General features: G+C 66.8%; 12 protein-coding genes. 7 read left to right on the top strand and 5 right to left on the bottom strand.

The features are described from left to right. The first annotated feature begins 44 nt into the window (after positions 1-44). The gene (locus AC1RKI_RS10695; RefSeq protein WP_492795269.1) at positions 45-2,492 is read left to right on the top strand and encodes a TonB-dependent siderophore receptor; all 2,448 of its coding nucleotides are present in this window, start codon (positions 45-47) and stop codon (positions 2,490-2,492) included. A gap of 37 nt (positions 2,493-2,529) precedes the next feature. Here the strand turns inward: AC1RKI_RS10695 and AC1RKI_RS10690 are convergent, their stop codons facing one another. After that, positions 2,530-3,171: a histidine phosphatase family protein gene (locus tag AC1RKI_RS10690; protein ID WP_492795267.1), complete on the bottom strand. Its 642-nt coding sequence runs from the start codon at positions 3,169-3,171 to the stop codon at positions 2,530-2,532. A gap of 184 nt (positions 3,172-3,355) precedes the next feature. Between AC1RKI_RS10690 and AC1RKI_RS10685 the strand changes: the two genes are divergently transcribed. Together AC1RKI_RS10685 and AC1RKI_RS10680 are read left to right on the top strand one after the other, a co-directional pair. Next, positions 3,356-3,568, top strand: a complete 213-nt coding sequence (locus tag AC1RKI_RS10685) for a CbtB domain-containing protein (protein WP_227459711.1) — start codon at positions 3,356-3,358, stop codon at positions 3,566-3,568. A 12-nt stretch (positions 3,569-3,580) separates the two neighbouring features. After that, entirely contained in the window at positions 3,581-4,315 is a 735-nt protein-coding gene (locus tag AC1RKI_RS10680; protein WP_492795265.1) for a CbtA family protein, read from the top strand. A 40-nt stretch (positions 4,316-4,355) separates the two neighbouring features. Here the strand turns inward: AC1RKI_RS10680 and AC1RKI_RS10675 are convergent, their stop codons facing one another. Further along, positions 4,356-4,688, bottom strand: coding sequence for a CzcE family metal-binding protein (locus AC1RKI_RS10675; RefSeq protein WP_227459709.1), 333 nt, complete (start codon positions 4,686-4,688; stop codon positions 4,356-4,358). A gap of 412 nt (positions 4,689-5,100) precedes the next feature. Between AC1RKI_RS10675 and ydfG the strand changes: the two genes are divergently transcribed. The 3 genes from ydfG to AC1RKI_RS10660 all read left to right on the top strand — a co-directional run bounded on the left by ydfG (position 5,101) and on the right by AC1RKI_RS10660 (position 7,627). Further along, positions 5,101-5,856 carry a bifunctional NADP-dependent 3-hydroxy acid dehydrogenase/3-hydroxypropionate dehydrogenase YdfG gene (gene ydfG / locus AC1RKI_RS10670; RefSeq protein ID WP_061959520.1) on the top strand — a complete coding sequence of 252 codons (756 nt, stop codon included), beginning with the start codon at positions 5,101-5,103 and terminating at the stop codon, positions 5,854-5,856. A gap of 95 nt (positions 5,857-5,951) precedes the next feature. Next, entirely contained in the window at positions 5,952-7,025 is a 1,074-nt protein-coding gene (locus AC1RKI_RS10665; protein WP_227459708.1) for a catalase family peroxidase, read from the top strand. Between the two features lie 14 nt (positions 7,026-7,039). Continuing rightward, complete coding sequence (locus tag AC1RKI_RS10660) at positions 7,040-7,627, top strand: cytochrome b (protein ID WP_492795262.1); 588 nt, start codon at positions 7,040-7,042, stop codon at positions 7,625-7,627. Positions 7,628-7,647: 20 nt separating this feature from the next. On the opposite strand, the gene AC1RKI_RS10655 is transcribed toward AC1RKI_RS10660, so the two are convergent. Further along, positions 7,648-8,397, bottom strand: coding sequence for a creatininase family protein (locus AC1RKI_RS10655; RefSeq protein WP_061959515.1), 750 nt, complete (start codon positions 8,395-8,397; stop codon positions 7,648-7,650). Between the two features lie 69 nt (positions 8,398-8,466). After that, positions 8,467-9,753 (bottom strand): MFS transporter, encoded by a 1,287-nt coding sequence (locus tag AC1RKI_RS10650; protein ID WP_061959516.1) that lies wholly within the window; start codon positions 9,751-9,753, stop codon positions 8,467-8,469. Between the two features lie 166 nt (positions 9,754-9,919). Between AC1RKI_RS10650 and AC1RKI_RS10645 the strand changes: the two genes are divergently transcribed. Continuing rightward, on the top strand, positions 9,920-10,837 hold the full coding sequence (locus tag AC1RKI_RS10645) for a LysR family transcriptional regulator (RefSeq protein ID WP_150981624.1): 918 nt from the start codon (positions 9,920-9,922) through the stop codon (positions 10,835-10,837). Positions 10,838-10,909: 72 nt separating this feature from the next. Here the strand turns inward: AC1RKI_RS10645 and AC1RKI_RS10640 are convergent, their stop codons facing one another. After that, a complete protein-coding gene (locus AC1RKI_RS10640) occupies positions 10,910-14,044 on the bottom strand; it encodes an efflux RND transporter permease subunit (protein ID WP_492795259.1) in 3,135 nt (1,044 codons plus the stop codon). Positions 14,045-14,106: the final 62 nt, after the last annotated feature.

Genomic DNA, 14,106 nt, shown 5'->3' with positions numbered 1-14,106 from the left:
GGGAAGAGAACCACCTTGCCATCCACCGAAGAGGACCGATTTTCATGGCCGTCATCCGCTCCCGTTTTTCCGAGCAACCCACCCATCGCGCCGTCAGGCTGGCCGTGCTGGCGATGTCCCTGGCTGCCGCCACGCTGCCGCCGCTGGCGCGGGCCGACTCGGCCGTGCAGGCCGATGCGTCCGCGCGGCAGGCGTTCGACGTCGCACCCGGACCGCTGGGCCGTACGTTGTCGAGCGTTGCCGCGCGCAGCGGGATCGCGTTGTCTTTCGATCCGGCGCTGACCGAAGGGCTCGCCAGCCCCGGCGTGTCGGGTCGGTACACGCCCCGTGAAGCGCTTGAAAAGCTGTTGGCCGGCAGCGGCCTGAGTCTGGTGGAACGCCGCGATGGCAGCTTGATGCTGACGCCGGGCGGCGGCAACCGCGGCGCAGCCGAGGCCGATAACCACCGGCTTCCCGCCGTCACGGTCACCGCGGCCGGCGCCGAGAGCGGCCGTAGCGCCGTGGTTGGCTATGTGGCGCGCGAATCGGCCACCGCCAACAAATCCGATACCAGCCTGATGGCCACCTCGCAATCGGTGTCAGTGATCACGCGCGACCAGATGTCGGACCAGGCCGTGCAGAGCGTCAGCGACGCGCTCAAGTACACGGCCGGTGTCAATGCCGATCCGTATGGTGCCGACCCGCGCGCCGACTGGTTCTATATCCGCGGCTTCAACGCCGACGTCTACTGGGACGGCCTGCGCGTGCCGCAGATCGCCAATCGCGCCGGCAGCTACGCGGCGTTTCGTGTCGATCCGTCCTCGGTCGAGCGCGTGGAAGTGCTGCGCGGCCCGAGCTCCGTGCTGTACGGCGCGGGCAATCTCGGCGGCTTCGTCAACCTGATCAGCAAGGACCCGCAGGCCGAGCCGTATCGCGAGCTGGCGCTGGACTACGGGTCGCATAACCGGCGCCAGGCACGGTTCGATTTCACCGGCCCGCTCAACGACGATGGCACGCTGCTGTATCGCGTCAACGGCCTTGGCCGCCTCAGCGACACGCAGACCTACAACGTCACCGACAACCGCGTCAACATCAACCCGTCGCTGACATGGCGCCCCAACGGCACCACCAGCCTGACGCTGTCGGCCACCTACCTGTACGACGACATGGGATCGTCCGCCAGCTACGGGCCGGCGCTTGGGATGGTGACCCCGTCGCGCTTCGGCAAGATTCCGCCCAGCCTGCTGACCGGCGATCCATCGTTCGACAAATACCGCAAGACGCAGGCGGCCGTCGGCTATCGGCTGGAACATCGCTTCACGGATCAGGTCGTGTTCCGCCAGAACGTGCGATACACGCACCTCGATCTCGACTACAAGTCGCTGTTCGGCAGGTCGCTGGCGGCCGACCAGCGCACGCTGAACCGCACCGCGTACCAGGCGCAGCCAAACCTCAATGGCGTGCAGGTCGACAACAACGTGCAGGTCGATGTCGCGACGGGGCCGGTGTCGCACAAGATCGTCACGGGCGTGGACCTGCAATGGCAGGATTTCCACAACCGCGTGTGGAGCATCAACGGCCCGTCGCTGGACCTGTACGCGCCCGTCTATGGCCTGAATCCGGCGCTGCCGGTCAACGCCACCACCAGCACCGACCAGCAACAGAAGCAACTGGGCCTGTATCTGCAGGACCAACTGCGCTGGGGCCACTGGGTGCTGTCGCTGGCGGGCCGCCAGGACTACACGCGCTCAAGCACGCGCAACAACCGCACCGGCGTCACGACCGATCAGGATCCATCGAAGTTCACGTGGCGCACCGGCCTGCTGTATGAGGCGCCGATCGGCCTGTCGCCCTATGTCAGCTATTCGACGTCGTTCCTGCCGACGCTGTCCACCAACCTGGCCGGCGATCCGCTCAAGCCCACCACGGGGCAGCAGGTGGAAGCCGGCGTCAAGTACCAGCCGCCGGGCAGCCGCTCGATATTCACGGTGTCGGCTTTCAATCTGACGCAGCAGAACGTGTCCACCACCGATCCGGCCAATACCGCCAACACCATACAGACCGGCGAGATCCGCTCGCGCGGCGTGGAACTGGAGGCGCGCACCAGCCTGATGTCGCGCCTGAACCTGGTGGCCAGCTTCACCTATCAGGACCCGGTGGTCACGCGCAGCAACGGCGCGGACCTGGGCAAGCGTCCGTACGGCGTGCCGCGCACGATGGCGTCGGCGTGGGCCGACTACACGCTGCCGCCGCTGCACGACGTGCGACTGGGATTCGGTGGCGGGGTGCGCTATATCGGCAATACCGCTGGCGACGCGGCCAACACGTTCGACGTGTCGTCGGTGGTGCTGTTCGATGCGTCGGTGCACGCCGATTTCGCCTCGCGCTGGCGTCTGCAGATCAACGCCGCCAACCTGTTCGACCGCGAATACGTGGCGGGCTGCAACTCGACGATCCAGTGCTACTACGGCAACGGCCGCACTGTGATCGCCACGCTCAGCACACGCTGGTAAGCGCGAAGCCGCCGTGCCGGAGGACTGCGGCCCCGGCTCATGCCGGACCGTGCGCGAGCGGCACGCTCATCGACGTCACGCGCCAGCTATCGCGATAGGCCGACAGCGTGGTGATCGATATCGGCGCGATATCCAGTTGCCAATAGGCGGTGGGCGGGGCCTTCAGCGCGTGGATCAGCGCGGCCTTGATCACGCTGGCGTGCGTGATGACGAGGGTGTGACCGGCAGTGCCGGCCGCATCGCCCACAGTGTCGCCCGTGCCGGCGGTGCCGATCCCGGCGCTGACCCGATCGGCCCAGCGCCCGACGCGCGCGATGGCGTGGCATATCGACTCGCCGCCATGCGCATCCATATGCGGATCGACGAGCCAGCGCGCCAGCGCGTCCGCCTCCGACGCCGCGACGTCCTTGAGCGCCAGCCCGGCCCAGCGCGCGTAATCGATCTCGCACAGCGCATCGTCGATGTTTGCCGCCAGATGTAGCGCGCGCGCCGTATCGCGCGCGCAGGGCATCGGGCTGCGCAGCACGCGATCGACGTGTCCGATTGCCGTGCCAAGCGCCGCGGCGACGCTTGCCGCCACGGCGCCTTGCGCGGGATCGAGCGGCTCATGAGCGGGGAAGCGGCCGGCGCGCAGTGCGGCGGTGGCGGGGACGCAGAGCAGGGTCAGGCGGGTTTTCATGCGCGGTGAGGGCCAGTGGACTAGAATGCACGCAGTTTCGATGCGGGGAAGCTGGTTGGATTCCAGCACGGTCGCGCCACTGTATCTCACCCTGACGGCTTTTCACGCCGCGGCGGTGACAAGTCAGACCTCCGCAACGATGTCATCGACCCGCGACAGGACGCGTCATCCTGAAGGAGCCATCATGCAAACCAGCGCCACGCTTTCGCCCGCCATCGAGCCGATCTCGATCCCTGTTCGTGAACTGTTGCCGTGGGCCGTCTTCGGCAGCATGCTGCTGCTTCTGGCGATCTATTTCGTCGGCGTGGAAGAGGGCGCGATGGCGATCTTCAACACCATGTACGTCCACGAGTTCGTTCACGACGGCCGCCATCTGCTCGGTTTTCCCTGCCACTGAGAAGGCGCTCCCATGGTGAGAAGTCTGTTGGTCCGCGGCATGGTCGCGGGCTTTGTGGCGAGCCTGTTGGCGTTTGCTTTTGCCACGGTGGTCGGCGAGCCGCAGGTGGCAGGCGCCATTGCGTACGAGGCGCACATGACGCACGCGATGGGCGCAAGCCATGCGCATGAAATGCCGGAACTGGTCAGCCGCGAGGTGCAGGCGGGCGCGGGGCTGTTTATCGGACTCGCCGTGTTCGGCGCTGCTGTGGGCGGCCTGTTCGCGCTGGTGTTTGCCTTTGTCCACGGGCGCGTCGGCGCGCTTGGCGCACGCGCGACGTCGGTGCTGCTGGCGCTGCTCGGCTATATCGCCATCGTGCTGGTGCCGTTTCTCAAGTACCCGCCCAACCCGCCAGCCGTTGGCGATCCGTCCACCATCGGCATGCGCACCGGGTTGTTCTTCACGATGATCGGCCTGTCGCTGGCAGCGATGGTGGTGGCCGTCGTGGTGGCGCGGCGCCTGCACGCGCGCGGCGATGCGTGGCGCGCGACGATCGGCGCAGGCCTACTGTTTCTGGTGCTGGCCGCGCTGGTCCACGCGCTGCTGCCCGAGATCAACGAGATCCCCGACCATTTTCCGGCCGTGCTGCTGTGGCGCTTCCGCGTCGCCGCATTCGGCATCCAGGCGGTGTTGTGGGCCGCGCTAGGGCTGGTGTTTGCCAGTCTGGCGCAGCCGCTGCTGCAAGCGCGGCGCATGCGCGCGGGCTGATTCGCCCGGTCCCGCTCGCGCCGCGCCTGCCATTTTTATCTCAGCCCGCGCGATAAATCTCGCTGGGCTCGACATGCACATACACATCGCGGGCCTGCGCCACGCCGGGCATCAGCAGGTCCAGCCGCGTAGTCGTGCCGTTGATCGCTTCCAGAAACGTCCATCCCAGGCTTTGACCACTCGCCCGGAGCGTCACCGATTCGCCCGACGCGACGCGGATGTAGTGGGTGTCGGGCGTAACGTCGATGGTGCGCGTGACGACCGCGGACGGCGCGGGATTGCCGAACAACGCGGCATCGTGGCTGGGCGCGCCGGCCCAGGCAAGTACGGGCGCAAGCAGCAGGGTGGGGAGCAGAAGGGTCTTCGGAGTCATGGTTCTGGAGGTTCTCGTTCTTGGTGTGGGCCCACATGGCAGTGCGGGCAGTGCGGCCCGATCCTGACGTCGCCGGCATGTCGCTGGTATTGCGCCGGCCCGCTGCCGACATCGATCCCGAAGTCGGCGCGACGCGCACAGGCCGCTGTCATGCGAGCCATGCCTTGGAGCGATGCTTGCGACCGTTTGCGCGGAGCCAGTGGTCTGGCCGTGCGGACAGAGTAGACCCGGTGCGATGATTCTAAAAATGACTTGATTTCACTAAAGTCATTCGCTTTTTTCTTATTTGTCGAATCGGGCCGCCCACGCCGCGCTCTGGCCACCGGGTGTGGGGGCGACGCGCGCGGCATCGACCGACGGTGTAGTATCCGTGCCCGAACCTGTACCGAACCTGTTCCAGTTGGAGAAGAAGATGATCGTTTTCGTTACCGGCGCCACCGCGGGATTCGGCGCCGCCATCGCCCGCCGTTTTGCCGGCGCGGGGCACCGCGTGATTGCGGCCGGCCGTCGTGAAGACCGTCTGGCGGCCCTGGCCGACGAGCTTGGGCGCGACAAGGTTTTGCCGCTGGTCCTGGACGTGCGCGACCGCGCCGCGGTGGCCGCCGCCGTGGCCGGCCTGCCGCCCGAATTTGCCGAGATCGACCTGCTGGTCAACAACGCCGGGCTGGCGCTGGGGCTGGAGCCTGCGCAGAGCGCCGACCTGGACAACTGGGACACGATGGTCGACACCAACGTCAAGGGCCTGATGTACATGACGCGCGCCGTGCTGCCCGGCATGGTGGCGCGCAATCGCGGCCACGTCATCAATATCGGCTCCACCGCGGGCGCCTACGCCTATCCGGGCGGTAACGCGTATGGCGCGACCAAGGCGTTTGTGCGCCAGTTCTCGCTGAACCTGCGCGCCGACCTGCAAGGCACGCGCGTGCGCGTGACCGATGTGGCCCCGGGCCTGGTCGGTGGCACGGAATTCTCGTCGGTGCGTTTTCAAGGCGACCAGTCGCGCGTCGAAAAGGTCTATGAAGGCGCCGATGCGCTCACGCCCGACGATATCGCCGAGACGGTGTTCTGGGCCGCCACGCTGCCTGCGCGCGTGAACATCAACTTCGTGGAAGTAATGCCGGTCACGCAGTCGTTTGGCCCGCTGGCGATTCACCGCGAAAAGCACTGAGGCGTCGCCAGATCGGTTTTTTTTCGCCGGCGACGGAATAGAACCGAAGTCTCATGTGTTTATCCCCGTGAGTTTTCTCTCATCGGGGGTTCGCATTGACTGACCAATCTTCCAACCGTGGCGCGCGGCCTTGCGTGCCATGCCGGCTCGGCGCGATCGGCGCCGTCGTGCTCGTGCTGGGCGGCGGCTTTGCGTGGACGGCGGGATGGCTCACGCCACAGCGCCTGTCCACGCAGACCATCATCGATCAGTTCCAGCGCAACGCCGGGCTGCATGAGGGTTACCGGCGCAATCACGCCAAGGGCGTTTGCGTCGACGGCTTCTTCGAAAGCAATGGCGCGGCGGCGTCGTTGTCGAAAGCGACGGTCTTTGCGGCCGGGCGTACGCCGGTGACCGGGCGTTTCGCCATTCCGGGCGGCAATCCGCAGGCGCCCGATGGCAGCGTGCCGATCCGCAGTTTCGCGCTGAAGTTTACGCAGGCGGATGGTCAGCAATGGCGCACCGGCATGAATTCCGTGCCGCTATTTCCAGTGCGCACGCCGGAGCAGTTTTATCAGCAACTGATGGCGGCGCAGCCCGATCCGGCCACTGGCAAACCTGATCCCGCCAAGTTGAAGGCATTTGCCGCGGCCAATCCGCAGGCGCGGCCGTTTCAGGACTGGATCAAGGGACACCCGCCGTCGTCGGGCTATGCCAACGGCGCCTACTACAGCGTCAATGCGTTCTACCTGGTCGATGCCGCCGGCAAGCGGCAGGCCGTGCGCTGGTCGATGCAGCCCGAGTTGCCCTATACGCCTGTGGGCGATGGGCAAAAAGCGCAGCCGTCTTTCCTGGCCGCCGCGCTGGCGCAGCAGCTTGCATCGGGCCCGCTGCGCTGGCGCCTGGTGCTGACGCTCGCGGCGCCGGGCGACCCGACCGACGACGCCACGCAAGCCTGGCCTGCCGACCGCCGCCAGATCGACGCGGGCACGCTGGTGATCGAACGCGCCAGCGCGCAGGACGACGGCGACTGCCGCGACATCAACTTCGATCCCACGATTCTGCCCGCGGGCCTTGCGCCGTCCGGCGATCCGCTGCTGGCGGCGCGGTCGGCCGCGTACGCGTTGTCGTACCAGCGCCGCACGCGCGAGGTCGCGCTCGATGCGCATCGCCAGCAGGCCCCGCAATGACAGGAGATCCCGGCATGAAGACTTCGCAGACGTCCCGCGCGCATACATCGCATCTGCCGCCCGCGCACGGCAGCTTCAGCGCGCTGCAAAAGCTGCTCCATTGGTCGATGGCGGCGATGATCCTGGCGATGCTGTTTGTTGGCGTCGGCATGGTGGCCACCGTATCGCGCGCGCATGACGTGTTGATCGACCTGCATCGGCCGCTCGGTGCCGCCTTGCTGCTGCTGGTGATCGTGCGTCTCGTGGTGCGTCTGCGGCGCGGCGCCCCGGCGTTGCCGGCCAGCATGCCGCCGCCGCAGCGCGCCATCGCCGCGCTGTCGCATTTGGTGTTGTATGCGCTGATGCTGGCCATGCCGCTGATCGGATGGGCGATGTTGTCAGCGGGCGGCTATCCGGTGACGATGATCGGCGCATTTCATCTGCCGCCGATCCTGCCCGTCGATGTGCGCCTGTTCGCGTTGCTGCGCGCGCTGCACACTTGGCTGGCGTTCGCCTTGTTCGCGGTGGTGCTGATGCACCTGGCCGCAGCGCTGTTGCATGCGCTGATTCTGCGCGATGGCGTGTTCGCCGCGATGGCGCCGCGCGTGCGCCATCGCAACTGATCGGAGCGGCGCTTCGCCGCTCAGGCCGGTACGGGCTCGCTGCCGAATGCGGCGAGTTCGGCGGCCAGGCTGCGCGCGGCCAGTTCCACCAGTGCACGGCCTTTTTCCGGTGTTGCCTGGCCCGGATCGGAACCCATCCGGCCGTCGGGATAGCGCGCGCGGAAATCGAGCGCTTCGCGGATCGGGCCCGACGGCGCAATGCGCGGCGCGTAGTCGGCATACTTGATCGCGTCGGAAAACGCCCATTGCGTGATGGCAATTTCCGATGGCGTGGCATGTGCGCCGTGTCCGGTCGGGAACTGCTCGCGCGCCAGTTCGCCCACGCCTTCGAGGTCCCACCAGTTGCACAGCTTCATCGCAAAGCCGGCGCGTCGGCCGGCAAAGCTCGCTTCGGCGTAGATCTCCGAAAACGCGGCTTCGATCGACGCGATATTGCCGCCGTGGCCGTTCAGGAACAGGATTTTTTCAAAGCCGTGCCGCGCCAGCGAGCGCGTCCAGTCGACGATTGCCGCGATAAACGTGGAAGGGCGCAGCGAAATCGTGCCGGCAAAGCCCAGGTGATGCTGCGCCATGCCGATGTTGAAGGTTGGCGCGACCAGGATATCGGCCTGCTTTTCTGCTTCGCGGCAGATGATTTCCGGGCACAGCCAGTCCGTGCCGAGCAGTCCCGTCGGTCCATGCTGTTCGTTGGAGCCGATCGGGATGACGATGGTCTGGTTGCGCTTCAGAAACTGTTCGACTTCGGACCAGGTGGAGAGATGCAGCAGCATGAAAGGCTCCTTTTTGCGGGGGAGTGAATCGTTATTGCCGGTCGGCGCGCGGCCTTGAACGGGCGCGCTTCAGCGCCGCGTCGGCATCTTGTTTGCCAGCAGGATCAGCGCGGCCACCAGCGGCATGACCGCCATGATCAGTACGCCGGGATGGAGGCTGCCGGTGGCGGTCTTGGCCCAGCCGATGATGGCCGGCCCCCAGAATCCGCCCGACAGGCCGATGGTGTTGATCAGCGCAATGCCGCCAGCCGCGGCGGGGCCCTTGAGGTATTCGGAAGGCATGGCCCAGAACACGGTGTAGGTCATCCACAGTGACGCGGTGCCCAGTGTCAGCAGCGCGAGCGTGACGGCGAGATGGCCGTCGGCCAGCGTGGAGCCGGCCAGCAGCGCGGCCGCGGCCAGCGCGGGGATCGCGGCGTGATAGCGGCGTTCGCGCTTGCGGTCGGAGCGGCGTCCCATGTAGACCATGCCGATGGCGCCGCCGACATAGGGCAGGGCGGTGTACCAGCCAAGCTGCACGGTGTCGGCCACGCCCTGCGCCTTGATCAGCGTCGGCAGCCAGAAGCTCAGCGCGTAGATGGCCGCGATCACGCAGAAATAGGCGAACGCCAGCACGTAGATGCGCGGGTCGCGCGCCACGGCGCCGAACGAATGCTTGTGCGCGACGGGCACGGCCAGATCCTGTTCGAGTCGGCGCTTTTCGTCGGCGCTCAGCCAGTCGGCGTCGGCGGGCCGGTCCGGCACCAGCTTGAGCGCCAGCACGCCCAGCAGCAGGCAGGGCAGCCCTTCGATCAGGAACATCCATTGCCAGCCGGCCAGGCCGCCGTGACCGGCCAGCGAAGTCATCAGCCACGCGGATGCCGGGCCGCCGACGATGCCCCCGATCGGCCCCGCCAGGAACACGATCGCAATCGCCCGCGCCATGCGCTGCGGTCCGTACCAGCACGACAGGTAATAGATCATGCCGGGCGCGAAACCGGCCTCGAACACGCCCAGCAGGAAGCGCATCGCGTAGAACGTCGGCACGTCGCGCACGAACAGCATGCTGGCCGATGTGATGCCCCACAGCACGAGAATGCGGCTGAATGTCTTGCGCGCCCCGACGCGCGGCAGCATCAGATTGCTCGGAATTTCGAACAACACGTAGCCGATGAAGAAGATGCCCGCGCCCACGCCGTAGGCGGCATCGGAGAACCCGAGATCGCCCTGCATCTGCAGTTTCGCGAAGCCGATATTGACGCGGTCCAGATACGCAAACAGGTAACAGACCAGCAGGAACGGCAGCAGCCGCAGGTTGATCTTCCGATACAGCGCGGCCGTATCGTCGATCGCGACGGGGTTCGACATCACTAACATTTGCCAGTCTCCAGAGCGTTTTGTAATCGATGGGGATGAGCTTGATAGTGGCAGCGCGAACCATTTACACCAACAGCAACAAAGTCCACACTTCGTTCTTTCCAGGGCAACGCAGGCGCGGGTTTTCAGTGGAAAAGTGACTTTTGGTCGATAAAAAGGCGTTTCGATGCGAGAAATCAATCAGCAACGGCTGCGGTATTTCCGGGAAGTGCTGGCGCACGGCACGATCCGCGGCGCGGCGGAAAGCCTCAACACGTCGCCGTCGGTGATCACCCGGCAGATTCGTCTGCTAGAGGACGAACTCGGCACCACACTGTTCGAGCGGCAGGCGCGCGGTGTGCGCCCCACCGAGGCCGCCGTGCATCTGCTGGAGTTCTGGCGTGGCTACCGCTCGCACCAGGAAAAGCTCGAAGACCAGCTCCACGCGTTGAAGGGCCTGCAGCAGGGGCTCGTGCAGATCGCGCTCAGCGAAGGCTATGTCGACGCGCTGATCAACGAAGTCATCGCGCCGTTCTGCGCGCAATATCCGATGGTCGATATCCGCATGGAAACGCTGCCGGTTGACGATGTGCTTAACGAAGTGGCCGAAAGCCGCGCGCACATCGGGCTGGCGTACAACCCGCCACTGCATCCGCGCATCGAATATCGCGCCAGCGCGGCGCAGCCAATCGTGCTGCTGACGCGCCACGATCATCCGTTGGCGCTGCGCGGCACCGCAGTCAGCGTTCACGACCTGATGACCTATCCGCTGGCGCTGATGCCGGAGTCCTACGGCATCGGACACGCCGCCAAAATGCTGGAATTTGCCGAAAACGTCCGCATCCGGCCCACGCTCGTCACCAATTCGCTTGCGGCGCTCAAACAGTTTGTGGCGTACGACAATTTCGTCACCCTGATCGGGCAATTCGCGGCCTATCGAGAGGTGGCCGCCGGCACGCTCGCGACGGTGCCGATCGACCATCCACTGTTTCGCGGCACGCAGGCGCGGCTGCTGGTCAAGGCCGGCCGCCCGCTGCCGGCCGCGGCGCTGGAAGTGCTGGCCTTTATCCGGCAGCGGATGGCGATGTTTGCCCAGGCCGCCTGAATCACGTAGCCGCCGTCGATGGTGCGGCGGTACTTCCTACGTGAGCGGCTCGAACGATCTCGCTGCCCGGGGTCACGCCGCGCCATTCGCGCTGTCCGTGCCTGCCGTTGCGGCGTCGGCTGACCGCGTTGCGGACCATCGCGCAATCCAGGCGTAGAGCAGCGGGATGACCAGCGTGCCGAGGACGGTAGCGCCGAGCATGCCGCCCAGCACGCCGGTGCCGACCGCGCGTTGTGCACCCGCGCCCGGGCCGGTGCTGATGGCCAGTGGCACCACGCCGAGAATGAAAGCCAGCGATGTCATCACCACGGGGCGCAGACGTTGCCTGGCGGCCTGCGTGGCCGCTTGCACGCGGTCGAGGCCATCGCGGCGCAGCTGCTCGGCATATTCGACGACGAGGATCGCGTTCTTGGCGGCGAGTCCCATGATGACCACCACGCCGACCTTGAAGTACACGTCGTTGGGCAGGCCGCGCAGCCACACTGCCGCAGCGGCGCCGATCAATCCCGCCGGCACGATGGCCAGCACGGCCAGCGGCAGCGTCCAGCTTTCATAGAGCGCAACCAGGCACAGGAAGATGAACAGCAGCGACAGCGCGAACAGCCACGGCGCCTGCGATCCGCTCTGTTGCTGCTCGAAGGCCCGGCCGTTCCAGCGCACTTCGTAATCGGGCCCGAGCTCGCGCACCAGCGCCTCGAGCCGCGCCATGGCCGTGCCGGTGCTGACGCCCGGCGCGGTGTCGGCGTTGATGCGAACCGATGTCAGGCCGTTGTAGCGTTCCAGCGTCGACTCGCCGTTGCCCCATTCCAGCGTGGCGAAGGCGCCCAGCGACACCATCTTGCCCTGGGCGTTGCGCACGTGAACGCGCGACAGATGCTCGGGCTGCATGCGGAAGCGCGCATCGGCTTGCAGGATCACGCGGCGTACGCGGCCTTCGCGCGCGAGTTCGTCGATATAGCGCGATCCGATCGTGGCCGACAGCGCATGGTGGATCGCTTCCGCATCGACGCCGAAGCTCTCGGCCTTGCGATAGTCGATCGCCAGATCCAGTGCCGGCGTTGGCAGGCCGGCGGGCGCGCGGACCTCGGCGAACAACGGATCGGCCTTGGCACGCTCGATCAGCTTGTCGCGCGCGGCGTAGAGCGCCTGGCGCCCGCCTTCCTGCCGCGTGACCAGTCGCATGTCCAGCCCGCTGGTGCTGCCCAGTTCCGGTAACGCCGTGCCGTTGTAGGGATAGAGCTGCGCATCGCCGCGGCCCGGCCAGTGTTCGAGACCCTTGGTCAGCCGCGCCAGCACGATGTCCGCCGAGGCGGCGCGCCCGCGCTGCTGCCAGTCTGTCAGCGAAAGAAATACGCTGGCGCGTTGCTCGCCCGAACCGCCGTTGTTCCAGCCAAGCAGCGAAAACGTCGTCCTGATCGGAAACTTCTCGTGCTGCAGCCACTGTTCGAGGCGCGCGATGGTGTCGCGCGTCTGCGCTTGCGTGCTGCCCGGGGGCAACTCGACGTCGATCACCAGCTCGCCGGTGTCCTCCTCGGGCAGAAAGCCGCCCGGCAATTGCCACAGCATCAGCGCGCACGCCGCCGTGATCGCCAGATAGACGGCCAGCCAGCGCAGGCGTCGGCGCTGCAGGCGCTGGATCCAGCCCGCGTAGCGCGCGGTGAACGCGGCGAAACGCGCCTCGAACCAGGCCAGCGGCCCGCGCGCCGGGGCTGCGCCATGGCGCAACAGGCTCGCGCACATGGCCGGCGCCAGCGACAGCGCGAAGAACAGCGAAAAGGCAATCGAGATGGCGAGCGTCATCGCGAAATGGCGATAGATCACGCCCACCGCGCTGTCCATGAATGTCATCGGCACGAACACGGCGCACAGCACCAGCGTGACGGCCAGCAGCGCGCCGGACACCTCGCGCATCGAGCGCGCCGCGGCGGTGAAGGCGTCGACGTGTTCCTCGCGCATGATCCGCTCGACGTTTTCCACCACCACGATGGCGTCGTCGACGAGGATGCCGATGGCCAGGACCACGCCGAACAACGTGATGACGTTCATCGACAGCCCGAACGCATACAGGCACGCCACGGTGCCCAGCAGCGAAACCGGCACCACGATGCACGGGATCAGCGTCGCCCGCAGGTTGCCCAGGAACAGGTACAGGATCAGGAACACCAGCACCGTGGCTTCGCCGAGCGTAAGCAGCACGCGTGTGATCGAGTTCTGCACGAAGTGGGCCGAGTCATAGGAAATCTCGTAGGCCACGCCGGCGGGAAAGCCGCGCGCGGCCTCGTCCAGCGCCGCGCGCACCGTGCGCGAGGTGGCCAGCACGTTGGCGCCATCGGCCAGCTTCAGCCCCATCGACGCCGCCTCGCGGCCATCGACCGTGGAGCTGTAGCGGAAGTCGGCCGCAGCCATTTCGACACGGGCCACGTCGCGCAGCAGCACGGCCGAGCCATCGGCCCCCGCGCGCAGCACGATGCGTTCGAACGCGTCGGCGTTGGCCAGCGGGGCCGGTGGACGCACGATGGCCTGAAACGATTGCCCGGTCCGGGCGGGCGCGCCGCCGAGCTGGCCCGGCGTGACGCTGCCGTTGCGGGCGCGGATGGCGGCCTCGACGTCGGCCGTGGTCAGGCCGTAGGCGTGGAGCTGATCCGGATCGAACCAGACGCGCAGCGCGTATTCGGCGCTGTAGGGTTCCACCTTGCCGATGCCGGGCAGGCGCCGCAGCATCGGCAGCACGCTGCCGGCCGAGTAGTCGGCCAGGGCGGTCTCGGACATCGATCCATCCGACACCAGCGACACATACATGAACGGGCTGGCGCTGGCCTGATCGACATAGACGCCACTGCGGCGCACCACTTCGGGCAGCAGCGGCTCGGCCTGCGCCACGCGGTTGCGCACATTGACCTGCGCCAGTTGCGGATCGGTGCCCTGGCGAAAACCGATGGTGACCGTGGCCGTGCCGGCTTCGCTATTCGAATCGATATAAAGCAGGCCCGGAATGCCGTGCATCTGCTGCTCCAGCACCGCGGTCACGCGGTCTTCCACGGTGCCGGCGGTCGCGCCCGGGTAGTCCGCGTAAAGGATCACCATCGGCGGTGCCACCGCCGGGTATTGCGCCACAGGAATCCGTTGTAGCGCGACCAGGCCGGCGACCATGGTCAGGATGGCCAGCACCCACGCAAAGGCGGGGCGGCGGAGGAAAAATTGCGCCATGTGTTGACGATTGACGATTGACTGCTGGCGCCGGCGGGTCGCGCCGCATGCGGCGGCGCACC

This window comes from Cupriavidus sp. GW822-FHT06G04, from assembly GCF_058799075.1.
This window is presented reverse-complemented; position numbering and strand designations above follow the sequence as displayed.